This is a genomic window from Pseudoalteromonas sp. SG41-5 (genome assembly GCF_014164495.1).
GTDB classification, from domain to species: domain Bacteria; phylum Pseudomonadota; class Gammaproteobacteria; order Enterobacterales; family Alteromonadaceae; genus Pseudoalteromonas; species Pseudoalteromonas rhizosphaerae.
The window spans coordinates 1-22,921 of record NZ_JACJFH010000007.1; the positions used below are offsets into that span (position 1 = coordinate 1).

Below are 22,921 nucleotides of genomic sequence, written 5' to 3' on the forward strand. Positions count from 1 at the left end.
GTAGATTTACGTGAACCCAGGAAACCTGAACCACCGGCAGTAGCCCATGATAGTGCATTACCTTGACGGTCGGTAATTGTAACAATAGTGTTGTTGAAAGAAGCATGAACATGAGCCATACCATCAGCAACTTGCTTTTTAACCTTTTTACGACGAATTGGTGTCTTAGCCATAATACTATCCCCTTATCGCTTAATAGGCTTACGAGGACCCTTACGGGTACGCGCGTTAGTCTTTGTTCTTTGACCACGTAGTGGTAAAGAGCGACGGTGACGTAGGCCACGGTAACAACCAAGGTCCATAAGGCGCTTGATATTCAAAGTAACTTCACGACGAAGATCACCTTCTACAGTGTACTTGCCAACTGCTTCACGCAATACGTCAAGTGTTTCGTCTGAAAGTTCACCGATTTTTGTGGTTTCGGCGATACCAGTCGCTACTAAGATAGCCTTAGAGCGAGTCTTACCTATGCCATAAATAGCTGTTAAACCAATAACTGCATGTTTATGATCAGGGACGTTAATGCCAGCGATACGGGCCACTAACACATCTCCTATATTTGAATTCGGTTATCATCTGTTTGAAGAGCCCGTAAGGATACTCAAACGAAGACCAAATCACAACTGAAAACACAGGCCGAGAAACCTCAGCCTGCACGACTTATAAATTAACCTTGCCTTTGCTTATGCTTAGGCTCACTGCAAATTACACGTACAACACCGGCACGTTTAATAACTTTACAGTTACGGCATATTTTCTTAACGGAAGCACGTACTTTCATTGCTCAACTCCGTAAACTGACCTTATCGACCGTAGCCTTTAAGGTTCGCTTTTTTCAGCACAGAATCATATTGATGAGACATCATATGAGTCTGTACTTGTGCCATAAAGTCCATGATCACAACAACGATAATCAAAATTGATGTACCGCCGAAGTAGAATGGCGTTTGCCATGCCATGGTCATGAATTCGGGCACCAGACAGATAAAGGTTATATACAAAGCACCTGCCAATGTCAGGCGTGTCATCACTTTATCAATGTATTTCGATGTCTGCTCGCCTGGACGAATACCTGGGATAAATGCGCCAGATTTTTTCAGGTTATCTGCTGTTTCACGTGGGTTAAAAACCAACGCTGTGTAGAAAAAGCAGAAGAAGATAATAGCCGCAGCTAAAACTATTGCATACAAAGGCTGACCTGGAGTCAACGTTGTAGCAATCGCTTGTAGCACATCAGCGACAGGACCTTCACCCTGGCCGAACCAGCTGGCAATAGTACCAGGGAACAGAATTATACTGCTAGCAAAGATTGGTGGAATAACACCCGCCATGTTTACTTTTAGTGGTAAATGCGTGCTTTGGGCAGCAAATACTTGACGACCTTGTTGGCGCTTTGCGTAGTTAACGACGATACGACGTTGTCCACGTTCAAAGAACACTACAAGATAAGTAACAGCGAATACGATTACCGCAATCAATAACAGTGCTAAAACATGTAAATCACCTTGGCGCGCCATTTCGGCTGTCGAACCAATAGCAGACGGCAGGTTAGCTACAATACCAACAAATATTAGAACTGAGATACCGTTACCGATACCACGTTCAGTTATTTGCTCGCCCAACCACATCAGGAACATAGTACCAGTTACTAAACTCACCACTGCGGTGAAGTAGAAACCGAGACCTGGGTTAACAACTAACCCGTCCATCATACCCGGTAAGCTTGTGGCAATACCGATCGATTGGATAGTAGCAAGCAAGAGCGTGCCGTAGCGTGTGTACTGGCTAATTTTCTTACGACCTTGTTCACCTTCTTTCTTAAGCTCTATAAACGGAGGATACATATGCGTTAATAGTTGCGTAATAATTGAAGCTGTGATGTAAGGCATTATACCCAGTGCTAACACCGAAGCGCGCTCAAGCGCACCACCGCTGAACATGTTGAACATTTCAACAATGGTGCCCTTTTGTTGCTCGAAGAAATCGGCAAGTACAGCGGCGTCAATCCCAGGGATTGGCACAAATGAACCTAGACGGTAAATAATGATAGCGCCCAATACGAATAGTAATCGACGTTTCAATTCCGAAAGCCCACTTTGTGCACTTTGTGTATCTTGACCTGGTTTAGCCATTAGTACTTCCTTAGTCTTCTACCTTGCCTCCGGCGGCTTCGATAGCTTCGCGAGCACCTTTAGAGGCTTTAAGGCCTTTAACGGTAACAGCGCGTGAAACTTCGCCAGATTTAACAACTTTAACGAACAGAACGTTCTTTTTAACTAGACCAGCTGCCTGTAGCGTACCTAGGTCTACCACATCGCCTTCAACTTTAGCGATCTCGTATAGGTTTATTTCTGCAGATACTAAAGATTTGCGAGAAGTGAAACCAAACTTAGGTAGACGACGTTGCATAGGCATTTGACCGCCTTCAAAACCAACGCGTACTTTACCGCCAGAACGTGACTTTTGACCTTTGTGACCACGGCCACCAGTCTTACCTAGACCAGAACCGATACCACGACCAACACGTTTACCAGCAGATTTAGAACCTGCAGCAGGAGAAAGTGTATTCAAATGCATTCGAATTACCCCTCAACCTTAACCATGTATGAAACTTGGTTGATCATACCACGTACACATGCTGTGTCTTCTAACTCAACAGTGTGATTGATACGACGTAAACCAAGACCGCGTAATGTAGCTTTATGTTTCGGTAAACGACCGATAGAGCTCTTTACTTGTGTTACTTTTACAGTTTTATTAGCCATGGTTTACCCCAGAATCTCGTCTACTCGAAGACCACGTTTTGCAGCGATCGACTGAGGAGAATTCATATTCTCAAGAGCTGAGATCGTTGCACGTACAACGTTGATCGGGTTAGTAGAACCGTAACATTTAGAAAGTACGTTCTGCACACCAGTAACTTCTAGTACTGCACGCATAGCACCACCTGCGATGATACCAGTACCTTCAGATGCTGGTTTCATAAACACAAGAGAGCCAGCATGACGTCCTTTAACAGGATGCTGTAATGTGTTGCCATTTAGGTCTACGTTGATCATGTTACGACGTGCTTTTTCCATTGCTTTTTGAATAGCAGCTGGAACTTCACGTGCTTTACCATAACCGAAACCTACTTTACCTGCGCCGTCACCAACTACAGTTAGTGCAGTGAAGCTAAAGATACGACCACCTTTAACTACTTTAGACACACGGTTCACCGCGATTAGCTTTTCAGCTAGATCAGGCTGTTGTTGCTTTGCTTCTACGTTAGCCATTGTCTACTCCTAGAATTGCAAACCGGCTTCACGCGCAGCATCTGCTAGCGCCTTCACACGGCCGTGATATTTAAAGCCACTGCGATCAAAAGCAATCTTTTCGATGCCTTTGTCAGCCGCACGTTCAGCAACCGCTTTACCAACTGCTTGCGCAGCTGCAACGTTGCCTGTGCCTTTAACTGTTTCGCTAATAGCTTTCTCAACAGTAGAAGCAGCAGCCAGTACATTACCCTCAGCGTTTACAACTTGAGCGTAAATGTGACGTGGCGTGCGGTGGATAACAAGACGCGTTGTGCCTTGTTCAATATAATTTCTACGAGTGCGTTTAGCACGACGTAGACGAGCTGTTTTTTTATCCATCGTCTTACCTTACTTCTTCTTAGCCTCTTTACGGCGTACATTCTCATCTGAATAACGAACACCTTTACCTTTATAAGGCTCAGGTTTACGGTATGCACGAATGTTAGCAGCTGTTTGACCAACTAACTGCTTATCTACGCCCTTAACTAGAACTTCTGTTTGGCTTGGAGTTTCAATCGTAATTCCTTCAGGAACTGCGAAATTAACTGGGTGTGAGAAACCAAGAGTTAAATCTAATGTTTTACCCTTAGCTGCAGCACGGTAACCAACGCCTACTAACTGAAGTTTCTTCTCGTAACCTTCATGCGTACCAACAATCATATTGTTGATTAGAGCGCGAGCAGTACCTGCTTGTGCCCATGCATTGGCTACGCCTTCACGAGGTAAAGTTGTAATAACGTTGTCGTTAAGTTGTACTTCAACTGCAGAGTTGATAGTACGCGTTAATTCGCCGTTTTTGCCTTTAACTGTGATGTCCTGGCCTTTTAATGTAACTTCTACACCGGCAGGAACATTAATTGGTGCCTTTGCTATGCGAGACATAGTTCCCCTCCGATTAAGCTACAAAACCAATGATTTCACCACCAACACCAGCACTACGTGCGGCGCGGTCTGTCATTAGGCCTTTAGAAGTTGATACGATAGCGATACCTAGACCACCCATTACCTTTGGTAATTCGTCACGTCTCTTATAGATACGCAAACCAGGGCGGCTAACACGCTGGATATTTTCAATAACAGCTTTGCCTTCGAAGTATTTCAACTCGATAGAAAGCTCAGGTTTAACATCACCGCTGATTGTGAAATCAACGATATAACCTTCATCTTTTAATACTTTAGCTAATGCTACTTTCAGCTTTGAATTAGGCATCGTTACAGATACTTTTTTCGCTGACTGACCGTTACGAATTCGTGTAAACAAATCCGCGATAGGATCTTGCAAGCTCATAGTCTTACTCCCGTGATTCTATTACCAGCTAGCCTTTTTAAGGCCAGGAATTTCACCGCGCATAGCTGCTTCGCGAACTTTGATACGGCTCATGCCGAATTTGCGAAGGTAACCATGTGGGCGGCCCGTAATGTTACAACGATTACGTTGACGTGCAGGGCTAGAATCACGTGGTAAAGCTTGTAGCTTAAGTACCGCGTCCCAACGATCATCGTCAGATGTTTTCACATCACTGATGATAGCTTTTAGTGCTGCGCGCTTTTCAGCGAACTGAGCAACTAATTTCGTGCGCTTTGCTTCGCGCGCTTTCATAGAATTCTTTGCCATAACCCTACCCTTATTTCTTGAATGGGAAGTTAAACGCTTCTAACAACGCACGGCCTTCCTCATCTGTTTTCGCAGATGTAGTGATTGTGATATCCATACCGCGTACGCGGTCTACTTTATCATAATCAATTTCTGGGAAGATGATTTGTTCACGTACGCCCATGCTGTAGTTACCACGTCCATCAAAAGACTTAGCACTTACACCACGGAAGTCACGGATACGTGGGATAGCGATTGAAACCAAACGCTCAAAAAAGTCCCACATACGCTCGCCGCGTAGGGTTACTTTACAACCAATTGGGTAGCCTTCACGTACTTTAAAGCCAGCAACAGATTTGCGTGCTTTAGTAATGAGTGGCTTCTGACCAGCGATTGCTTCTAGATCCGCAACAGCGTTGTCTAGAATTTTCTTGTCAGCTAGGGCTTCGCCCACGCCCATATTCAATGTGATCTTTTCGATCTGAGGGACTTGCATGACAGAGCTGAAACCAAACTTCTCTTGAAGTTCAGCAACTACTTTGTCTTTATATACTTCATGCAGTTTCGCCATCATTCTACTCCAACTATTAGATAGTTTTACCAGTAGATTTAAAGATACGTAATTTCTTACCATCTTCAATCTTGAAACCTACACGATCTGCTTTACTCGTTTCCGAGTTGAAGATCGCAACGTTTGATACGTCAATAGACGCTTCTTTCTCAACAATACCACCTGGCTGGTTCAATTGTGGAACCGGCTTTTGGTGCTTCTTGATTAAGTTAATGCCTTCGACAAATACTCGACCAGACTCGGTAACAACTGAAAGCACTTTGCCGCGCTTACCTTTGTCTTTACCTGCTAGAACGATTACTTCGTCATCACGACGGATTTTTGCTGCCATGATTGACTCCTTACAGTACTTCTGGGGCTAGTGAAACGATTTTCATGAACTTATCATTACGAAGTTCGCGAGTCACAGGGCCGAAAATACGTGTACCAATTGGCTGCAAGTTATCATTTAAGATAACAGCCGCATTGCTGTCAAAACGGATCAAAGAACCATCTGGACGACGAACGCCTTTCTTAGTACGCACAACTACCGCGTTTTTAACATCACCTTTCTTCACTTTACCGCGAGGAATCGCTTCTTTAACAGAAACTTTAATGATGTCACCAATCGCTGCATAACGACGGTGCGAACCGCCTAAGACTTTAATACACTGCACTTTGCGAGCGCCGCTGTTATCAGCAACTTCCAGCTGAGTTTGCATTTGGATCATGTTAATGACCTCCGGTGTAGTTATTACAACTGTCTTAAATTTGTTTAAAATCAAGACATTTAGGTTAAAAACCACTCAAAAAACAATCTAGTTGTCTCCCAAGGGCGGGCAATTGTATCAGCATTGCGGGGGTAGTGGTAGGTTATTTTTTAATTAATTTAGAATAACGAGGATGGTTGTTTTGTCGATGAAACATATTTTGCTATTTTAGCATTGATTATAAAACAATCAGGGTAATTTTATGCCCTGATTGTTTTATCACCGAATAAAATCGGCATTATTTGCCAAACAAACCTTTTAACTTATCTTTAATTTTATCTTTCGCTTTTTCTTTTACTTCATCTTCTGCCGCTTTGCTTACATCTAAGCTGATGCCAACATCATGAAATGGTCCTTTGATTCGTACTGGAATTTTAAAGCCGGTACTATCATCTTTGGTCCCCTGCCCTTCGAGTGAATCGACTATGCCTGTCACTAAGCGGTAGTTAACTGTCGTTGCGGGTAGATTAACATCCCCTTCACCACTAATACGTACTAATGGACTTAACAAACTCAGATCTGTGTTTTTACCTACGCCATTGGTAAAGTTAAAGCTACCCGTTAGCGCAGAGAAGTCAGTTTGCTGGGAATTATCAAAGCCAGTATCTAGCCCTTCGGATATTGCACCAAAGTTACCCTTAATTAGCTCTTTGCCTTTGCGAACCATTTCAGCAATGTTGGCGCCTTTTACTGCACCATCGGCAAATTCAAATGCTAGTTTACCCTGTAGGGCACTCATAAAGTCTTTTTGGCTCTGACCTGATGTTGCTAAGTCCCAATTGAGTGAGCCTTTGCCCATTAGCTTATCGAAGCCAGCGGCATCTGTCAGCAATGGTTGTGCGTCTATTTTATCTAACGAGAAGTTGGTGCTGATTTTGTAAGGAGCTTGTTTCGCATTAACTGTTACAGTGCCTTTACCATTACCTTCGTAGGCGGCAAACTTATCTAGGCTAATTTTCGCTACGCCTTTGTTAAGGTTTACAGTGAATTGATTAGCGCCAAGTTTGATTTCATTTGCTTTTAAGCCACTTGAACGGATCACCACATTCGCATCTAAGGCATTTAAGCCACTTAAATCCATTTTTGTGTCATCCCATACAATTGGTTTGGCTGGCTCGTCACTTTTAGGTTCTGGTTTCTCTGCTGGCGCTACCACCTCAGGTAAGTAAGGATTTAAGTCCAGCATACCTAAATCGATGTCAGCATTAACGGCTAAACGCTTACCTAAATTAAGCTCGCTTTTTCCTTTGATCTCTAATGCATCAAGAGTGGCGACTAATTCAGCTAGGTTGAACTTATCACCTTGCATACGTATTTTGCCGCTAACACTAAATGCATTAAAGGCGCTTTCTTTAGCGTTCAGCTCGACTCCCTGCCATTTAGCAATGTCTTTTACTGAATCACCACTGAGCGCTAATTGACCTTGAATCTCTTTACCTTGACCGGCTATTAAGCCTTTAAACTCAACATCAACTAACTTTGAAGTGACATCAGTTGTCACATTAAATGTATCACCTGCTATTGCTTTAGCTGGGTTATCAACTGTTACATCAAGCTCAAAGCGCTCTTGCATATAAGTGATCCCACCTTTGACTTCGAGTGATTTATGCAGTGAAGGCAGTAAGATAGCCAATTCTAAATCGCTAATTTGCTGTTTAGCTCCCGTTTGACCATCTAAATAAGTAAACGACCCACCATATATAGCTACTTCACCTAATTGAATATCAAATTTTTCAGGTAGTTTGACTGCCTCACCTGCTTGAGTTTGCTGCTCAGATTTCGTAGCTACTGCATCAAATAACTGCCAGTTAGCTTTACCATTTTTATCTGTTTCAAGCAGAATGTTTGGTTCATTGATCACAAACTTTTCTAGTTTAAGTTCACCACCAAATAGCGAAAACCAAGGAATATGAACTGCAAGTTGCTGCATGCTTGCCATATCTGCACGTGAGCCAGTTTTCATATTGGCAAAATGCACATCTTCAAGTTCAAGCTTCAAAGAAGGAAAAACGGATAATGTTTTATCGCCTTTAATAGTTAAAGTACGCCCAGTGGTTTGCTCAACCTGCTCAGAGACTTTATTAAAAATGGCATCGGTTGGAATTAAAAACGGTGCAGCAATAATTAAAGCAACAAGCAATAATAATATGACACCAATAACTTTAAATAAGGTCTTCATGATGGTCCTTTCAAATGTGCAAATAATGTTCTTATCATAGCGGGAGTTAGCATTAAAATCATTGTGCAACGAAGAAAAATGCAATTTCCTGCATTCTACAGTGAATATATGAATTGTTACTGAAACATTTTGATACCTTTAGCTGCAAAACCATATAGCTGAATTTCGCAAAGCCGCGGGGCTTTCACAGCAAGAGCTAGCCGATGCTAGCGCCGTTTCACGCAAAACAATCAGCACGGTCGAAACATCACGCTTTACACCTTCAGTGATCATTGCATTGAAGATAGCTCGGCAGTTTGAAACTACTGTAGAGCAGTTATTTTCACTTGAATAAGCAGATTAAACCCTTTAAATGCAATCTTGTGCAGATTTAACTTATCAAGATTGCATCCCCTGTATTCTTCGGTATGATGCACAGCCCTGTTGTTTTAAGACGTTTTGCGCTAAAATTAAACAACTGAAAAATGTATTTAACCGGAGTACCATCAGGCATGAAAAAATTGCTCATTTCACCTTCACAAATGGCATTAGGCGAACAAGAAGGCCATATTTATCAAAATATTCTAAAGCAGGCTTCTGAAATCAGCTTAAACCTGATGGCGGTGAAAATAGAAAATCATCCTGAAGACTTCTTAGGTTGGTGCTATGAACTACTTAATGCTAGCCGTGACCGTATTAATCATGATTTACTCGAAACCAATCAATTACCAATTTTAAAAAAGCTTAATGACTTATTAGTTTCAGCAATTAGCTTCTTACAATTGAAAACATTACGCGTAGCACCTTGGCCTGTAGTTAGTGTATTTATAGAGCAACATAAAGATGTGTTAGCCCTTGATGAACAGTTACGCCTTGCCAACTATATAGCTGGTATTCGCGAGCAATCACTGAAAGAGATGATCCCTGAAGATTTATTAGCATTTAGTGGTAAACATACTTCTGCACTGGATCCAAGTAGTTATAATTTTGATGTCGAATGGTTTAGCTCTACTAAAAGCGCCAAAGCTTTTCATCAAATGCTTGCCGACCTGCCGGCATTATTTGATGAAGCATTAGCACATATACCTTTAGAAGGTGAAGTAACTGAAGCTGATTACCAAGAATTTGTGGTCAAATATTTAAAAGCCTTTACTGATAGCAATGAAAAGCCAACGCTTGCACCGGCAACTCGTCTATTAGCAATGCGCCGCCCAGATGTTTTTACACCAATTAATAACACCCGTTTAGATGCACTTTGTTCAGCATTGGCTATTACTAAATTAAATAATCGTGACTTTGCGCGTTATTGGCAGGATATTGTCCAAGCAGTTCATAGTATGTCTTGGTTTAAAATGGCAAGTGGTGACAGCGAGCTGGATCAACAACTTGTTGCAATCAAAGCGTTAATTCCGTGCTTTTTCTATCATGCAGACAAAAACACGCCTGAAAACTCTAACTACATCAAGTTATTGAGCAAGCCAAAGCGTACAACTACCACTGGCACTAGAAAAGTGCGTCGTGGTAAAGAGTCTGCTGAAATACTTGTTGATCGCGCACTTGCTGCTGACGATATGCCTGAGCATATTCGCGCAAAGCGTGATTCAATTATCAGCGAAGTACAAAAAGGCCGTGGCGTGAACGAAACAATCAGCCTAATGCGTACTATTTTTGGTTAAACCACAGTAAAAAATACAAAAACCCGCTGCAACTGAGTTGTGCATGCGGGTTTTTTTACGCACCAATAAAGTGCGCAAGCTTCGTAAAAAACAATCTCCTCCTTTCACTATAAATATTTATACCTTTGTTTATAAAGTAATTTAAATATAAATTATTGCTTTTCATTTAACTTGGCACAAGCAGTGCTATTACCCTAGTAGACAACTAAAAATAGGATCCGCAATTATAGACTGCAATCTAATTAATAATTGCGAGCCAAAAAATCAGCATAACAACAGGATACCAAACATGTTAAAACTAAAATCAGCAATTGCGATCAGCACACTTGTACTCATGGGTGCAACATCTACAGCAGCATATGCAGAAGTAACAGCCAATGCCGCAGCAACTTCAAACTACTTATGGCGTGGTCAAGAACAAACCGGTGGTGATGCTGCAATTTCAGGTGGTATTGATTATGCCAACGAATCAGGTTTTTATGCTGGTACTTGGGCTTCAAATGCAAGCTGGGCCGATGAAATGACCTACGAGCTTGATCTCTATGCTGGTTTTGGTGGCGATATTAATGAAAATATGAGCTATGACGTTGGCTACATCTATTACGCTTACCCTGATGCAGCTTCTGGCGCAGACGCTGATTTTTCTGAAATTTACGGTAGCATCAGTATGGGTGGCTTTAGCTTTGGCGCATCAGTTCTTGCAACTTCAGCCGCAAGCGGTGATGGCACAGACTTTGGTGATTCGTTATACCTGACTGCAGATTACGGTTTCGCAGTTGGTACTAATGGCACTGAAATGGCCTTACACTTAGGCCACTACTCTGGTGATTTTATTGGTGATGACGATATCATCGATTACGGTGTATCTATCTCTAAAGATGGCTTCACTTTTGGTCTATCTGATACCGATATGGATGACAGTGATATTAAGGCTTACGTTGCTTTTTCAATGGACTTTAGCCTATAAAAAGAATGTGTTACTTGCTGCAACACTAAGGGCCGTAAGGCCCTTTCTCGATCTTGGTAAGCGGTAAGCGGCTAAGTTCATATTTTATATCAAGACTTACCCTCAACTCAGACTGCTTATAGCTTAAAACTTACAACTCCTATGGCACACTGTGCCCTGTTGAACCTTGCCAAATACGATACCATTGTTCACGACTGAGTTTTAACTGCTTAGCGGCAACAGCCGATTTAACACGCTCAATGTTGCCAGTACCCAGTACCACTGATGGGGAACTTGGGTGCATTAATAACCACGCGTAAACCACTTGATCAATAGAACTTGCACCAATTTCGCTGCCGACTTGCTCAAGTACTTGACGCAGGCGAATCGCTTTTTCATCATTTTCTGCAAAAATGCGACCGCCAGCCAAAGGTGACCAACACATAGGTTTAATATCAAGTAACTGACATTGGTCTAAACTACCATCATCAAGTGCTTGCATTTCATACGGTGAAAATTCAATTTGATTGGTCACCAATTCAAAATCAAGACGCGACTGCAATAAACTTAGTTGTGATGGCGTAAAGTTTGATACACCAAAATCGAGTACATCACCATTTTGCTTAAGAGTAGTGAATGCCTCAGCTACTTCGTCTGCATTCATCAAATAATCAGGGCGATGAATAAGTAATGCATCTAATCTATCGGTATTAAAATGCTTTAACGATTGCTGTGCTGAGCTAATAATATGTGCGGCACTCGAATCGTAATGATTAGCTTGGCCTGCTAACCCTAAGCTTGCAAAAGCAGGTTTGATACCACACTTAGTAATAATTTTGATCTCATCACGAATACTTGGCTTTAAAGCTAAAGCTTTACCAAACTCTGCCTCACAACCATATCCACCGTAAATGTCAGCGTGATCGGTGTGCCTTACACCGGCTTCAATTGCTTGCTCAAGAAAAGTTAAACACTGTTGTGGAGTAATTTGCCAATCTAATAATCGCCAAAACCCAAGTACTAGTTCGTCAATAGCGCGATCTGAGCTGTTCATAATTCCACCTTTATTTTTGTAAAAAATATTGTCCCGGCAAGTTCAATGCAAGTACCAAAACAGTATCCCTATCAGATAATTAATAAGCCATGATAATTTAATTGACCTTATTGATGTATTATTCTACATAATAAATAAGGTATTAATAGCTGAAAGTTATACCAGCACATGCATTAGCACATCAGTTTTATTCAGAGCTTTACCTTTTTTTGATGGCACAGGTAACGTAATAAACTTTTTGGATTAAATGAGGCTACAGATGAAAGACTTAACCCACACTATATACAGGCTGATGGCTTGCCTTTTACTCACGGTTAGTCAGTTGAGCTTTGCGGCAACCGCTGAACAAGAAGTCACTCATTTGCTCAGCTTTATCGCGCAAAGCAACGCGACTTTCATTCGTAACGGTGATCAACACACCAGCACCGAAGCCGCTGATCATCTTGCTATGAAATACCGCAAAGGCAAACGCTACGCTAAAACCGCTGATGAGTTTATTGAGAATCTTGCCAGTAAAAGCTCATGGAGTGGCAAACCTTATGCTGTTATTCTTGAAGATGATACACAAATCACCAGTAAGAAATGGCTTACAAACGAGTTAACTCATTTTAGAGCCACAGAAAAGCCGCAATAAGTGCGGCTTGGTTTCACTCTTAGGAGAGGTGAACTTAAATTCTGAAGTAACACTAACTCAAAGCTGTATTTAATACTGCGGTAGTTATTTTCATCATCAGCTTGCACTAGCGATAACTTTATATAACTAAGTTATCGACAAAATCTGCCTGCACTAATGATTTTTGAATGTCTAAATAATGACTGCCGGTATGCTCGGCTGAGTATTCAAAGCATGTGCTTGTAATAATGTTGCTTTGTTTTTAGCTACCCATGCATTCTTAATTTCGAACTATACTGTATGCAAATATAGCTGAACAATCTGTGAATACAACGTGCAATTAATAATCATTATTTTAGGAAATAACATGACTGTAAAGTAGATATTACTTGCACCCAATCTCGCTACTGGGTATAAAAATAGTTATCAACATTTAATAAGAAGCGAAAAGCCATGCAGCAACATGACCACCAACCACTTACAGACTTTATTGAATATCCACATGAACAGATGCTAGAACGCGCTAATGAGTTTTTAACGACCAGCCAGCGTCGTCATACAATTCGTAGTTTTAGCGACCGCCCAGTGCCAAAAGATATTATTCAAACCTGCATTAAAGCGGCAGCTACAGCACCAAGTGGTGCAAACCACCAACCGTGGCATTTTGTAGCAATTAATAGTAGTGATGTGAAAAAGCAAATTCGTGAAGCAGCCGAGAAATTAGAACGCTCATTTTATGAAGGCCGCGCTGGTGAAGAGTGGTTAGATGCTCTAAAGCCATTAGGCACTGATGCCAGCAAACCTTATTTAGAGCATGCACCTTGGCTAATTGCCGTATTCAGCCAAAAGAAAGGCGGCTTAAATACTGATGATAAAAACACCAACTACTATGTGCATGAGTCAGTCGGTATTGCCACCGGCTTTTTAATTCAAGCATTACATCGCGCAGGGCTTGCAACACTAACTCACACACCTAAACCAATGAGCTTTTTAACCGACATTTGTGGCCGCGACAAAGACAACGAACGCCCCTATATGCTGCTCATTGTCGGTTACCCAAGTGATGATGCTACTGTGCCTAATCATGCCTTGGTGAAAAAATCACTCGATGAAGTTGCGACCTTCATTTAGGTTTAAAATCCACCGCTAATGTGTCGCCGGCGTTAAGCCCGGCGATAATATGCTGTTTAGCATTAATCACCTCCCCTAAACGAACAAAGCGGCGCTCAATCTTTTGCTCGTTAATAACATATACCATGGCTAATTGACCGTACTCATGCACCCAACTTGGCTCAATTAAAATTCCTTGCTCGGTATCCAGTGGCAAGTGAAGCTGTGCATATAAACCAGGCATCAAGTTTGATTGTGTTGGCAACTCTAAACGAATTAACATACTACGTGCAGCACTATCGGCAATCGGAACAATTTCACTCACCACCGCAACAGCGGTTATATTAAGTGAAGGCAAACTGACCGTTAAGCTTTGACCCAGTGTGAGGCTAATTGCCTGACGTTCTCGTACATTAAATTCAAGCTGTAATTGTTGTGGATTATAAAGTGCCAATAAAGGTGAACCAGGCACTGCGGTATCACCTGGTTCAACTAACCGCTCTACAACAACTCCAGAAATGGGCGCTTTTATACGGGTAAATTCAAGTGCGACTTGTGCTTGGGTTTGCTGTTGCTTGGCAACAGCTAAGCTTGCGGTTAAGTTATCAAATTTCGCTTTTGCCTCATCATTATCACTAACCGATACCAACCCTTGTGAATATAAGTCAGTTACGCGCTTAAGCTGTTTATCAGCTTGTGTAAGTGACGCTTGAATGGCTTTTATTTGCGCATCACTTTGTGCCAATTGCGCTTTAAAATCGTCTTGCTGCAAAGTAATGAGAACATCGCCTTGCACAACACTATCACCAGCACGTACATTTAAACGTTCCACTTGTGCCATCACTCGTGACGAAATTTGCGTGTTTTGTTTTGCAATCACAGTACCGGGAACATCTTCACTGCGCTTGATCGCCGTCCGCTCAACGGTAGCGACTTTTCCCTCATATGTCGTTGCTAATACGGGTTTATTTCCTGCGGCTTGTTTATTTGAAAAGCTGCCTGCCATATAAAGCACAGCAACAATAATCACTAGCAACGCAATGATTGAGCCGAACAGTTTTGATTTACCTTGCATGAGCTTCATCCTCGGTTGTTTGTGTGTTCGCAAACACTAAATAATAAACTAGCGGCACCACAAACAACGAAAACAATGTTGATGCCACAATGCCAAAAATAATAGCGATAGCAAGACCACTAAATACGGGGTCTAACGTAATCACTAAGTTACCTAACAAAGTGGTACCTGCGGTTAGGAGCACAGGGCGCATTCGCACCGTACCCGCTGCAACAAGCGCATCTTTAATTGCCATGCCTTGGCCGCGAGCTTGATTAATAAACTCAACCAAAATAAGTGAGTTACGCACCACGATACCTGCAAGGGCAATCATGCCTATCATCGCTGTGGCAGTAAATAATACCGGCTCTGGGGCTCCAGCTATGGAGCGCTCACCAAACTGATTTAATAACCAAAAACCCGGCATAATACCAATCACAGTAAGTGGAATAGCCGACATAATAATCAGCGATAAACTGGCAGATTGCGTTTGTATTCGTAAAATAATAAAAATGGCGGTTAACGCAAAAGCAAACGCAATTCCCATATCTCTAAACACATCAATTGTGATCCGCCATTCACCTTCACCACTAAACGTTACATGCGTGCCTTGTGGTAATTGCCAAGCCTGAGTTCCACCGTTATTAAAAAAGCTGCGGGCTAACCAATTTGTTTGCTCAAAATCATCGCTACTTACATTTAAATCAGCATTTACGTCCGCAATGATTTCTGCAGGAGTACGGCCATTAAGCTCTGCCATCACGTATACAACCTCGCGTTGGTCTTTACGCATAATCGGTTTTGCGACATTTAGGTTATGAAATTCACCCAGCTCAGATAAAGCCACCAACGGTCGTGGCGCACTAGTTAAACCAAACTCATTAGTTGATTTTGCCAGCTCTCTATCACCTCTGATTTGTATAGCAAGCAGTTGCGCTAATTGGTTTCGCTGCTGATATGGTAATTGCATTTTGATCTCAACGGGCTGCGTTTCACCACTGACATACATTACGCCCACATTTTTACCCGCAGATGCAATCGTTAATGTATTGGCAATATCTTGTGTTGATACCGCCGACAAAGCCGCCTTGGCTTTATCGGTAATAAAGCGCTGCATCGGTGCCGTGGCTGCAATACTTGTATCAACTTCAACCACATGGGGCTCTTGCTTTAGTCGTTGTGCAACTTGTTGAGCCGCTTGATGGTGGGTTTGCGTATCAACAAACGGATCACGATACACTTCAGCCACTAAGGTGCTAAATACTGGCGGCCCGGGTGGAACTTCAACCACTTTTATCACAATGCCATTAACGGCCAATGGCTCAAGCTGTTTACGTAAACGCATCACGACACCATGAGACTGTTGCTCGCGCTGCGCTTTGTCTAATAGTAATACTCTAAGCTCAGCTAAATTAGCGGCCTCACGGCGATAATAACCGCGCACCATACCATTAAAATCCATGCTTGATGGTTGCCCTACATACGCAGCTATTTCACTTACTTCACTAAGCTGCCATGTTATTGCTTGTACTTTACTAGCGGTCAGTGTTGTTTGCTCCAGATTCGTCCCCTCGGGCATATCTATCAGTACTTGTAGTTCATTTTTATTATCAAACGGCAATAACTTCAGCGGCACAATTCGCATCACGGGCAGCAATGCACTGATAATAAATAATCCTAAGGTTGCCCATAAAATCAGTTTTGCGCGCCCTTTACTGGCCAGTAAAGGCGTTAATAAGCGTTCATAAATAGCTACTTTAGGGGAAGTTAAATCATTGTGCTCAACAACCGGTTGTTTTAATAACTTCATGGCAAGCCAAGGAGTTACAAAGAATGCCACAATGGTTGAGACCATCACGCTTACAGGCACATTAAATGCCATTGGTGCCATATATGGGCCCATCATGCCAGTGATATAAGCCAAAGGAATAAAAGCCACCATGATGGTCAGTGTCGACATTAATAATGCACCACGTATTTCGCTCATTGCAGCGACAATCTGTTGTTTTTTATTGCCTTTGTTTTGTAAAAAACGGCTAATATTATCAATGCCCGTTATCGGATCATCCACCAGCAAGCCCAGTGATAATATCAATGCAAATAACGTTACTCGGTTGATGGTGTAACCAAACGCAAAATCGAGGCTTAAGGTTATGCCATAACAAATTGGCACAGCTAAACCAACAACGATAGCGGGTCGCCAGCCTAAGAACACGCCAACAAAAATCACTACGGTAAATACCGCAAACACTAAGCTTGAGGTTAAGTTATTCACTTTTTCGTTAGCGGTTTGCCCGTAATCTCTAAGTATTGTGTAATCTATTTGCGAAGGTAAAAAATTAGTTTTTAAATCAGCCATCATCGCGTGTACATCATTTGCGACTGCGACTGCATTTGTGCCCGCTTTTTTAGCAACACTTAAGGTGACTAAAGGATGCTCTTGTGTGGTATCAGATTGCGCTAGCCACTGATAATTTTCAGACTCACTTGGTCCATCGAGTACTTTTGCAATATCTTTTAAATAAACACTTTTGCCGTTAATAACATTTACAACAAGCTGCTCAATCGCGGCTTTTGTTCGTAACACATCACCAGCTTGTAGCATGATTTGTTGCTCTGCATTAACAACACTGCCAACCTGAGATAATTGATTAGATACACTCAGTGCATAATAAACATCGCTGAGCGTAGTTTGATGAGCTGCTAGGGCCGTCGCATCTAAATTGACCGTTAAAGTGCGTTTGCGCCCAGCAATCACTTTAACTTCACTGGTGTTTTCTATGCGCTGTAAACTATTCGCAATTTCGTTAGCAAAACGGGTTAACTCATAGTCGTTATATAATTTAGGATCTTTACTAAATAAGCCTAGCATCACAATCGGCACGTCATTTACTTCGACCGGGCGCACCTGCCATGAGCTAATAACTGACGCCATGGTATGTTGATAACTATATAGTTTGGCGTAAGTATCGAGGATTGCTTGTTCACGATCATGACCCACAGTAAAGCGCAATGTCACCACAGTGCCATTACTTTGTGTGGTTGAATAAATATGCTCAACACCGCGTAATTGCGCCAATAACTTTTCGAGTGGTTGCGTGACCAGCCTTGCCACTTCGGGAGCTTCAATGTTAGGAGCTGAGACATAAATATCCAGCATCGGCACCACTATTTGCGGTTCTTCTTCACGGGAAGTTTGCTGCAGCGCCATAATGCCAAGCAACACAGCCATTACAAAAATAATGATAGGAATACGCCCGTTAAGACTATTTTTTACTGCACTGTCGAGCTTATCCATTTGGTTATTCCTTACAAAATAAACCATAGAGCGTGGCTAACATAGCCTGTGCGTTGTCGTTAATCACCCGATAATAGATGGTCTGGCTTTCGCGACGAGTACTAACAATATTTGCTTTTCGTAGTGCAGCCAAATGCTGCGATAAAGCAGACTGTGCCAATGGTACAGCCGCATTTAATTCAGAAACACTCATTTCACGCCCCTGCAAAGAGCACAAAATCATTAAACGGTTTTTATTTGCTAAAATTTTTAATAGCTGCTCAGCATGCTCTACGTTATTAGCCATAGCTGCAAAGTCGATAGTCATAGTTCCACTCTTATATTCAAAGTACAGCAGATTATAGTTAGCTATATTAGAAAAGTCTAATATTATAATTTACTAATGTAGCTTTATCTAATATATTAAATAGTAACAGTCACTATTACTAAGGTTAACCGTGAAACTAAACGATGCTCTTCGCTTGATAGCAGGTGTAATGATTTGCATATCATTGTTACTACAGCAATTTCATGATCCATTGTGGATTTGGTTTACAGTGTTTATTGCTCTAAACTTAATTCAATCAGCATTTAGTAAATGGTGCCCGATGATCACTCTTTTAAAAAAACTAGGTTTCGAGGAATAACATGCTTACTTCAATCCCAGATCTAATGAAAATAATTACGCCAAATCAACGCCGCATTGAGGCTACACAGGCCAAGCAAGAAATTGCTGACAACAAAGGACTACTAATTGACGTACGTGAACCCGCCGAACATGCGGCAAAAGCAGCTATCGGCGCAATTAATATTCCCCGAGGTTTACTAGAAATGAAGTTAATGGAAATCGAAAAAGACCCAGCTCGGCCAATTTACTTACACTGCGCCAGTGGCGCACGCGCAACATTAAGCGCTGAAGCACTTACCCGCGTTGGTTATGAAAACGTCACCGTTATTACCTGTAATGCAGAACAGGTTTGCCAAGTATTTTAATGCAATTGGCATAACAGCTTCACATAAAAGTCATACTGGTCGGATAAGCTCTTACTTTTAAATTTAGCGGTACAGAGCAATGACGTTTACACGAAGAAATTTTTTAAAAGCCTCGGCGGCAGGATTTGGTGTCGCCGTTTTATCATTAGGATTAACAGCTTGTCGGTTTGACGATGAAGATGACGACATTCTTGACGTGAGCTTTGTTCATGGTGTTGCCAGTGGTGATCCATTAGCTGACAGCCTAATTCTGTGGACTCGTGTAACCCCTCTAGATCCAACAACCACCAGCATTAAAGTACAATGGCAAGCAGCAACCGACCCTAACTTTGCTAATATCAGCCACAATGGTGAAACACATATAAGTGCAGCTACAGACTTCACCCTAAAAGTCGACTTACAAGGCTTAAACGCCAACACCACTTACTATTATCGCTTTAAATCGAATGGCAAAACCTCACCTATTGGTGCAGGTAAAACACTACCAACAGGCAGCATTGATAAAGTGAAATTTGCTGTTATATCGTGTGCCAACTACCCCGCAGGCTTTTTCCATGTGTATGGTGAAATAGCCAAGCAAACAGACATAGACGCTGTATTGCATTTAGGTGATTACATCTATGAATACGGCAATGATGGCTACGCTACTGAAGATGCTGGTATTTTAGGCCGTTTACTGCCAGAAGATAACAGTGACGAAATAATTAGCTTAGCTGATTACCGTAACCGCTATGCCCACTATCGTACTGATTCAAACTTACAAGCTGCGCATAGTAACTGTGCATTTATTACTGTGTGGGATGACCACGAAATTACCAATGACACATGGCGAAATGGCGCAGAAAACCATAATGAAGGCGAAGGTGAATTTAGCGAACGTAAGCTACATGCCCTACAGGCCTATTTTGAATGGATGCCAATTCGTAATGTAGCTGATAAAGAAAGAATTTACCGTCGCTTTGAGTTTGGTAATTTAGTCTCTTTATACATGCTAGACACGCGTGTACTCGCCCGTGATGAACAGCTAAACTATGCTGATTTTGACCTAACCAGTGCACAAGGACAAAGTGATTTTGCAAACGCACTAAGCTCACCATCGCGCGCATTACTTGGCAATGAGCAGCTAACATGGCTCACTGATGGCATGACAACATCAAACTCAAAATGGCAGGTACTTGGCCAACAAGTACTGATGACCAAAATGCATTTGCCGTTTGAAGTACTGCAACTACTAGTGAGCTTACAAATAAGTCAAGCAAATGGCGGCGACACAAATGCATTATTAGCACAAGCATCGGCATTATTTGCTGAACTTGCACAAATCAAAGGCCGCGTGCTTGCAGGCGATCCAAGTGTTACTGATGCCGAACGCGCTCGAGTTGATACTACTGCACCATACAATTTAGATGCATGGGATGGTTACGCCTACGAACGTGAAGTGCTGCTTGGTACTGCCATTGCCGCACAAAAGAACTTAGTGGTTTTAGCGGGTGATACTCATAACGGTTGGGCTGGGCAATTAGTTACTGATGCTGCAAACCCAATTGCAGCGTCACAAAATGCCGGTGTAGAATTTGCTACCTCTTCTGTGTCTTCGCCTGGTCTTGAAGAATATCTAGCACTGAATACGCAAGGGCCAGAAGCAACCGCACAAATGGAGCAAGTAATCCCATTATTGGTTAATGATTTAATCTATAACAACCTCGTAGATCGTGGCTACTTAACCGTTACTTTTACCCCAGAGCAAGCCACCGCTAAGTGGAATTACGTGAGCAGCATTAAAACCGCTTCATACGAAATGCAAACCGAGCGCAGTAAAGAACTACGTATGCTAGCAGGTCAGCCAGTAATACAAGGGTAAAGATTCTAGGTGCTAGGAAAAAGCTTTAGATGAAAGATTAAAACAGCCCGGCGATCACTTGATCGCCGGAATTTTTGCGTTAAGACTTTAATCATTGGTAATTCCTTTCATATTCTTAGTGTCGCTATTCCTCTCAAAGTGCATGAATAAAACATGAGCGATACTTGATAGCACGATCAATACAATGCCTGCGATACCCAATAAAGTTTGAGTTTGTTGAAGAAAAATGTAGCCCAAAATACTAGAAAATAGAATTTGCGCATATTCAAGCGGCATTAGCTTAGATAAGTCACTTTTATTAAAAGCGAAAAAACGTGCTGCAAGTTTAGTAATAAGGAGCCCACCATATAGCATAATTAGTAGAGCACTATTTGTACCTAAAGGTTTCCACACAAAAATAGCGACGGGTAATAAGATAATCGCCGAATAGAGGGGAGCAAAAACCATTTGAGGCACAACTTTCTCTGCATTGCCTATTTTCTTTAAATTAATATTATAAATGACTAAAATAGCTACCGCTGACAGTGCAAAGATCAATCCTAGATAGAGGTTTTGCTGCGTTACTTGGCTCGCCATTAGTTTTGGAGAAAGCAGCATCATCACTCCAGCTAAATTCAAAATAATAGCGATATAGACATAGGCTTTTGGTTTTTCTCTAAAGATAAACACCGACAAAATGGACGTTATAAGTGGCACAAAAAAGTTAATCGCGGTTACTTCCGCTAAACTTAGATATTGCAGAGCATAAAACAAACATATTGTTGAACTAACACCAAGCAGTCCTCTGAAAATATGTAGCTTCATTTTTTGGGGTTTGATATTTTCCCATTTGCCTTTCGAGAATAATATAATGGCCGCAAAAGCTGCAATTACATTAACCAAAAAGACAACTTGGAATGGGCTGATAGCTTTACCTAAAAAACCACCGATTAGTAACATCACACTTAAGATAAATGAATCTGACAACATCCAAATCACTGCGGTTGACTCTTTACTAGCCATTTAACGTCTCTCCATGTGTTTGTGTAGCACAAATATATGCTACAAAATTAGAGTCCTATTAGAAATCAACTACTTTGACCCCTAATAAAGCTGCATCCTTTTCAGATAAAACCGCTTTAAATTACACCCGTAAAAGGTACAAGGCAAGAGGTTTAGAGATAATTTGAGCTAATAGCATAAGACACTTTGGGAGGGTTAAAACAAAAGAAGACCCTTGCTGTTAATGAAAAAGTTCAGATATTGGCCTTACGTTATCACACCCAAAAAATAATGACTTATTTGCTTAATAGTCACGGTTTTTGTACAAAAAATCTTTACGTGATTTATTCACAAAGAGGTTAAGAGGCACTGTAATGTGGGGGGAGAACAACCTAAACAACACAGTATAATATAAAGCTGTTCTCACTTTTTATCATCCAGCATTGTCACTAACATTTGTTCAATATTTTTCACACTGTAAGTAAGTGCGCGTATTAGCTCAACTTGGCTTTGTGGTTCATGATCAGCCGATTTTGTAGTTGACTGCTGTGCGGTTAGATTATCTTTTTGAGTTAAGATTGCCTCGCGAAACTCACTGGCATCAACTACCCCAAGTAACGATACTAATGCGCCATGACCAGACTGACCTGCGGTTTCAAAACTCAAGCGGTACAAACCAAACAAGCGCATCAGTGGACCTTGGCTTAACCCGACGTCAGTTATTTTTTCAAGTGGGATGGATTTTTCTTCTTTGAAAAATACACCGCGCTTAACAACTAGCTTTCGCTCTAATAAGTTAGCTGACATAGCTGCCAATATTCGCCCTGCCACCAGCCAGATAATGAAAGCGACGAATGGGATAAATGGAATTCCCACCAAACACAATACACAAGTGATAACTCCAAGCACTACCCAGTATGATTTTACTTTAGAGTCGAATTTAGCACTTTTTAAAATAGGGGTACTCATAGCTTACTCTTAATTTGAT

Annotated in this window: 29 protein-coding genes; 8 read left to right on the forward strand and 21 right to left on the reverse strand. The window is 41.7% G+C overall.

Annotated elements, in window-relative coordinates; translation table 11 throughout:
- The 15 genes from rpsK to H5232_RS03285 form a co-directional block, all read right to left on the reverse strand.
- Positions 1-173, reverse strand: a 173-nt coding sequence (gene rpsK, locus H5232_RS03215; RefSeq protein WP_182830556.1) for a 30S ribosomal protein S11, incomplete at its 3' end; no start/stop codon positions are given.
- A gap of 12 nt (positions 174-185) precedes the next feature.
- A complete protein-coding gene (rpsM, locus tag H5232_RS03220; protein WP_145241916.1) occupies positions 186-542 on the reverse strand; it encodes a 30S ribosomal protein S13 in 357 nt (118 codons plus the stop codon).
- A 125-nt stretch (positions 543-667) separates the two neighbouring features.
- The gene (gene rpmJ / locus H5232_RS03225) at positions 668-781 is read right to left on the reverse strand and encodes a 50S ribosomal protein L36 (RefSeq protein ID WP_002959476.1); all 114 of its coding nucleotides are present in this window, start codon (positions 779-781) and stop codon (positions 668-670) included.
- Between the two features lie 22 nt (positions 782-803).
- Positions 804-2,132, reverse strand: a complete 1,329-nt coding sequence (gene secY / locus H5232_RS03230; RefSeq protein ID WP_145241918.1) for a preprotein translocase subunit SecY — start codon at positions 2,130-2,132, stop codon at positions 804-806.
- A gap of 10 nt (positions 2,133-2,142) precedes the next feature.
- Complete coding sequence (gene rplO, locus H5232_RS03235; RefSeq protein ID WP_064668467.1) at positions 2,143-2,577, reverse strand: 50S ribosomal protein L15; 435 nt, start codon at positions 2,575-2,577, stop codon at positions 2,143-2,145.
- Positions 2,578-2,582: 5 nt separating this feature from the next.
- On the reverse strand, positions 2,583-2,765 hold the full coding sequence (rpmD, locus tag H5232_RS03240; RefSeq protein WP_016710201.1) for a 50S ribosomal protein L30: 183 nt from the start codon (positions 2,763-2,765) through the stop codon (positions 2,583-2,585).
- Positions 2,766-2,768: 3 nt separating this feature from the next.
- Positions 2,769-3,275, reverse strand: coding sequence for a 30S ribosomal protein S5 (gene rpsE, locus H5232_RS03245; protein ID WP_002959485.1), 507 nt, complete (start codon positions 3,273-3,275; stop codon positions 2,769-2,771).
- A 9-nt stretch (positions 3,276-3,284) separates the two neighbouring features.
- Entirely contained in the window at positions 3,285-3,635 is a 351-nt protein-coding gene (rplR, locus tag H5232_RS03250; protein WP_008115388.1) for a 50S ribosomal protein L18, read from the reverse strand.
- A 9-nt stretch (positions 3,636-3,644) separates the two neighbouring features.
- Entirely contained in the window at positions 3,645-4,178 is a 534-nt protein-coding gene (gene rplF, locus H5232_RS03255) for a 50S ribosomal protein L6 (protein WP_145241920.1), read from the reverse strand.
- A 13-nt stretch (positions 4,179-4,191) separates the two neighbouring features.
- Positions 4,192-4,584, reverse strand: a complete 393-nt coding sequence (gene rpsH / locus H5232_RS03260) for a 30S ribosomal protein S8 (protein ID WP_145241923.1) — start codon at positions 4,582-4,584, stop codon at positions 4,192-4,194.
- 21 nt (positions 4,585-4,605) lie between these two features.
- Positions 4,606-4,911, reverse strand: coding sequence for a 30S ribosomal protein S14 (gene rpsN, locus H5232_RS03265; RefSeq protein WP_058562128.1), 306 nt, complete (start codon positions 4,909-4,911; stop codon positions 4,606-4,608).
- Between the two features lie 10 nt (positions 4,912-4,921).
- Positions 4,922-5,461, reverse strand: coding sequence for a 50S ribosomal protein L5 (rplE, locus tag H5232_RS03270; protein ID WP_016710195.1), 540 nt, complete (start codon positions 5,459-5,461; stop codon positions 4,922-4,924).
- A gap of 16 nt (positions 5,462-5,477) precedes the next feature.
- A complete protein-coding gene (rplX, locus tag H5232_RS03275; protein ID WP_016710194.1) occupies positions 5,478-5,792 on the reverse strand; it encodes a 50S ribosomal protein L24 in 315 nt (104 codons plus the stop codon).
- A gap of 10 nt (positions 5,793-5,802) precedes the next feature.
- Positions 5,803-6,171: a 50S ribosomal protein L14 gene (gene rplN / locus H5232_RS03280; protein WP_011329449.1), complete on the reverse strand. Its 369-nt coding sequence runs from the start codon at positions 6,169-6,171 to the stop codon at positions 5,803-5,805.
- A 277-nt stretch (positions 6,172-6,448) separates the two neighbouring features.
- Positions 6,449-8,389, reverse strand: a complete 1,941-nt coding sequence (locus H5232_RS03285; RefSeq protein WP_182830557.1) for an AsmA family protein — start codon at positions 8,387-8,389, stop codon at positions 6,449-6,451.
- 142 nt (positions 8,390-8,531) lie between these two features.
- Here H5232_RS03285 and H5232_RS03290 point away from each other — a divergent pair, with 142 nt between their 5' ends.
- The 3 genes from H5232_RS03290 to H5232_RS03300 all read left to right on the forward strand — a co-directional run bounded on the left by H5232_RS03290 (position 8,532) and on the right by H5232_RS03300 (position 11,011).
- A complete protein-coding gene (locus H5232_RS03290; protein WP_182719227.1) occupies positions 8,532-8,723 on the forward strand; it encodes a helix-turn-helix transcriptional regulator in 192 nt (63 codons plus the stop codon).
- Between the two features lie 157 nt (positions 8,724-8,880).
- A complete protein-coding gene (locus tag H5232_RS03295) occupies positions 8,881-10,044 on the forward strand; it encodes a hypothetical protein (RefSeq protein WP_182768034.1) in 1,164 nt (387 codons plus the stop codon).
- 289 nt (positions 10,045-10,333) lie between these two features.
- The gene (locus tag H5232_RS03300; RefSeq protein WP_145241933.1) at positions 10,334-11,011 is read left to right on the forward strand and encodes a TorF family putative porin; all 678 of its coding nucleotides are present in this window, start codon (positions 10,334-10,336) and stop codon (positions 11,009-11,011) included.
- Positions 11,012-11,150: 139 nt separating this feature from the next.
- Here H5232_RS03300 and H5232_RS03305 read toward each other — a convergent pair whose 3' ends face one another.
- Entirely contained in the window at positions 11,151-12,044 is an 894-nt protein-coding gene (locus H5232_RS03305; RefSeq protein ID WP_182761996.1) for an aldo/keto reductase family oxidoreductase, read from the reverse strand.
- Between the two features lie 259 nt (positions 12,045-12,303).
- On the opposite strand from H5232_RS03305, the gene H5232_RS03310 reads away from it, so the two are divergent.
- Together H5232_RS03310 and H5232_RS03315 are read left to right on the forward strand one after the other, a co-directional pair.
- Positions 12,304-12,678 (forward strand): DUF5329 domain-containing protein, encoded by a 375-nt coding sequence (locus H5232_RS03310; RefSeq protein ID WP_182761998.1) that lies wholly within the window; start codon positions 12,304-12,306, stop codon positions 12,676-12,678.
- A gap of 432 nt (positions 12,679-13,110) precedes the next feature.
- On the forward strand, positions 13,111-13,788 hold the full coding sequence (locus H5232_RS03315; RefSeq protein WP_182798087.1) for a nitroreductase family protein: 678 nt from the start codon (positions 13,111-13,113) through the stop codon (positions 13,786-13,788).
- Here H5232_RS03315 and H5232_RS03320 read toward each other — a convergent pair.
- Genes H5232_RS03320 through H5232_RS03330 form a run of 3 tightly spaced genes read right to left on the reverse strand, consistent with a single transcriptional unit; the run spans position 13,781 to position 18,426 of the window.
- A complete protein-coding gene (locus tag H5232_RS03320; protein ID WP_182762001.1) occupies positions 13,781-14,842 on the reverse strand; it encodes an efflux RND transporter periplasmic adaptor subunit in 1,062 nt (353 codons plus the stop codon). The genes H5232_RS03315 and H5232_RS03320 overlap by 8 nt on opposite strands.
- Positions 14,832-18,119 (reverse strand): efflux RND transporter permease subunit, encoded by a 3,288-nt coding sequence (locus tag H5232_RS03325; RefSeq protein WP_182830558.1) that lies wholly within the window; start codon positions 18,117-18,119, stop codon positions 14,832-14,834. Before H5232_RS03325 ends, H5232_RS03320 begins: the two co-directional genes overlap by 11 nt.
- Positions 18,120-18,123: 4 nt before the next feature.
- Positions 18,124-18,426 (reverse strand): metalloregulator ArsR/SmtB family transcription factor, encoded by a 303-nt coding sequence (locus H5232_RS03330; protein ID WP_149983086.1) that lies wholly within the window; start codon positions 18,424-18,426, stop codon positions 18,124-18,126.
- A gap of 130 nt (positions 18,427-18,556) precedes the next feature.
- Here H5232_RS03330 and H5232_RS03335 point away from each other — a divergent pair, with 130 nt between their 5' ends.
- From H5232_RS03335 to H5232_RS03345, 3 genes are all read left to right on the forward strand, one after another.
- The gene (locus tag H5232_RS03335) at positions 18,557-18,745 is read left to right on the forward strand and encodes a DUF2892 domain-containing protein (RefSeq protein ID WP_149983085.1); all 189 of its coding nucleotides are present in this window, start codon (positions 18,557-18,559) and stop codon (positions 18,743-18,745) included.
- Position 18,746: 1 nt separating this feature from the next.
- Positions 18,747-19,091, forward strand: coding sequence for a rhodanese-like domain-containing protein (locus tag H5232_RS03340; RefSeq protein WP_182732369.1), 345 nt, complete (start codon positions 18,747-18,749; stop codon positions 19,089-19,091).
- A gap of 79 nt (positions 19,092-19,170) precedes the next feature.
- Positions 19,171-20,952, forward strand: coding sequence for an alkaline phosphatase (locus H5232_RS03345; protein WP_182758467.1), 1,782 nt, complete (start codon positions 19,171-19,173; stop codon positions 20,950-20,952).
- A gap of 87 nt (positions 20,953-21,039) precedes the next feature.
- Here the strand turns inward: H5232_RS03345 and H5232_RS03350 are convergent, their stop codons facing one another.
- Together H5232_RS03350 and H5232_RS03355 are read right to left on the reverse strand one after the other, a co-directional pair.
- Positions 21,040-21,954: a DMT family transporter gene (locus tag H5232_RS03350; RefSeq protein WP_182762010.1), complete on the reverse strand. Its 915-nt coding sequence runs from the start codon at positions 21,952-21,954 to the stop codon at positions 21,040-21,042.
- Positions 21,955-22,356: 402 nt separating this feature from the next.
- Complete coding sequence (locus H5232_RS03355) at positions 22,357-22,902, reverse strand: PH domain-containing protein (protein ID WP_182719217.1); 546 nt, start codon at positions 22,900-22,902, stop codon at positions 22,357-22,359.
- Between the last annotated feature and the right edge of the window lie 19 nt (positions 22,903-22,921).

Excerpts from the sequence above, each read along its gene's own strand:
- rpmJ (WP_002959476.1), bottom strand. The coding sequence starts at position 781 with ATGAAAGTACGTGCTTCCGTTAAGAAAATATGCCGTAACTGTAAAGTT.
- secY (WP_145241918.1), bottom strand. The coding sequence starts at position 2,132 with ATGGCTAAACCAGGTCAAGATACACAAAGTGCACAAAGTGGGCTTTCG.
- rplO (WP_064668467.1), bottom strand. The coding sequence starts at position 2,577 with ATGCATTTGAATACACTTTCTCCTGCTGCAGGTTCTAAATCTGCTGGT.
- rpmD (WP_016710201.1), bottom strand. The coding sequence starts at position 2,765 with ATGGCTAATAAAACTGTAAAAGTAACACAAGTAAAGAGCTCTATCGGT.
- rpsE (WP_002959485.1), bottom strand. The coding sequence starts at position 3,275 with ATGGCTAACGTAGAAGCAAAGCAACAACAGCCTGATCTAGCTGAAAAG.
- rplR (WP_008115388.1), bottom strand. The coding sequence starts at position 3,635 with ATGGATAAAAAAACAGCTCGTCTACGTCGTGCTAAACGCACTCGTAGA.
- rplF (WP_145241920.1), bottom strand. The coding sequence starts at position 4,178 with ATGTCTCGCATAGCAAAGGCACCAATTAATGTTCCTGCCGGTGTAGAA.
- rpsH (WP_145241923.1), bottom strand. The coding sequence starts at position 4,584 with ATGAGCTTGCAAGATCCTATCGCGGATTTGTTTACACGAATTCGTAAC.
- rpsN (WP_058562128.1), bottom strand. The coding sequence starts at position 4,911 with ATGGCAAAGAATTCTATGAAAGCGCGCGAAGCAAAGCGCACGAAATTA.
- rplE (WP_016710195.1), bottom strand. The coding sequence starts at position 5,461 with ATGGCGAAACTGCATGAAGTATATAAAGACAAAGTAGTTGCTGAACTT.
- rplX (WP_016710194.1), bottom strand. The coding sequence starts at position 5,792 with ATGGCAGCAAAAATCCGTCGTGATGACGAAGTAATCGTTCTAGCAGGT.
- rplN (WP_011329449.1), bottom strand. The coding sequence starts at position 6,171 with ATGATCCAAATGCAAACTCAGCTGGAAGTTGCTGATAACAGCGGCGCT.
- H5232_RS03285 (WP_182830557.1), bottom strand. The coding sequence starts at position 8,389 with ATGAAGACCTTATTTAAAGTTATTGGTGTCATATTATTATTGCTTGTT.
- H5232_RS03295 (WP_182768034.1), top strand. The coding sequence starts at position 8,881 with ATGAAAAAATTGCTCATTTCACCTTCACAAATGGCATTAGGCGAACAA.
- H5232_RS03300 (WP_145241933.1), top strand. The coding sequence starts at position 10,334 with ATGTTAAAACTAAAATCAGCAATTGCGATCAGCACACTTGTACTCATG.
- H5232_RS03305 (WP_182761996.1), bottom strand. The coding sequence starts at position 12,044 with ATGAACAGCTCAGATCGCGCTATTGACGAACTAGTACTTGGGTTTTGG.
- H5232_RS03310 (WP_182761998.1), top strand. The coding sequence starts at position 12,304 with ATGAAAGACTTAACCCACACTATATACAGGCTGATGGCTTGCCTTTTA.
- H5232_RS03315 (WP_182798087.1), top strand. The coding sequence starts at position 13,111 with ATGCAGCAACATGACCACCAACCACTTACAGACTTTATTGAATATCCA.
- H5232_RS03320 (WP_182762001.1), bottom strand. The coding sequence starts at position 14,842 with ATGCAAGGTAAATCAAAACTGTTCGGCTCAATCATTGCGTTGCTAGTG.
- H5232_RS03325 (WP_182830558.1), bottom strand. The coding sequence starts at position 18,119 with ATGGATAAGCTCGACAGTGCAGTAAAAAATAGTCTTAACGGGCGTATT.
- H5232_RS03330 (WP_149983086.1), bottom strand. The coding sequence starts at position 18,426 with ATGACTATCGACTTTGCAGCTATGGCTAATAACGTAGAGCATGCTGAG.
- H5232_RS03340 (WP_182732369.1), top strand. The coding sequence starts at position 18,747 with ATGCTTACTTCAATCCCAGATCTAATGAAAATAATTACGCCAAATCAA.
- H5232_RS03345 (WP_182758467.1), top strand. The coding sequence starts at position 19,171 with ATGACGTTTACACGAAGAAATTTTTTAAAAGCCTCGGCGGCAGGATTT.
- H5232_RS03350 (WP_182762010.1), bottom strand. The coding sequence starts at position 21,954 with ATGGCTAGTAAAGAGTCAACCGCAGTGATTTGGATGTTGTCAGATTCA.
- H5232_RS03355 (WP_182719217.1), bottom strand. The coding sequence starts at position 22,902 with ATGAGTACCCCTATTTTAAAAAGTGCTAAATTCGACTCTAAAGTAAAA.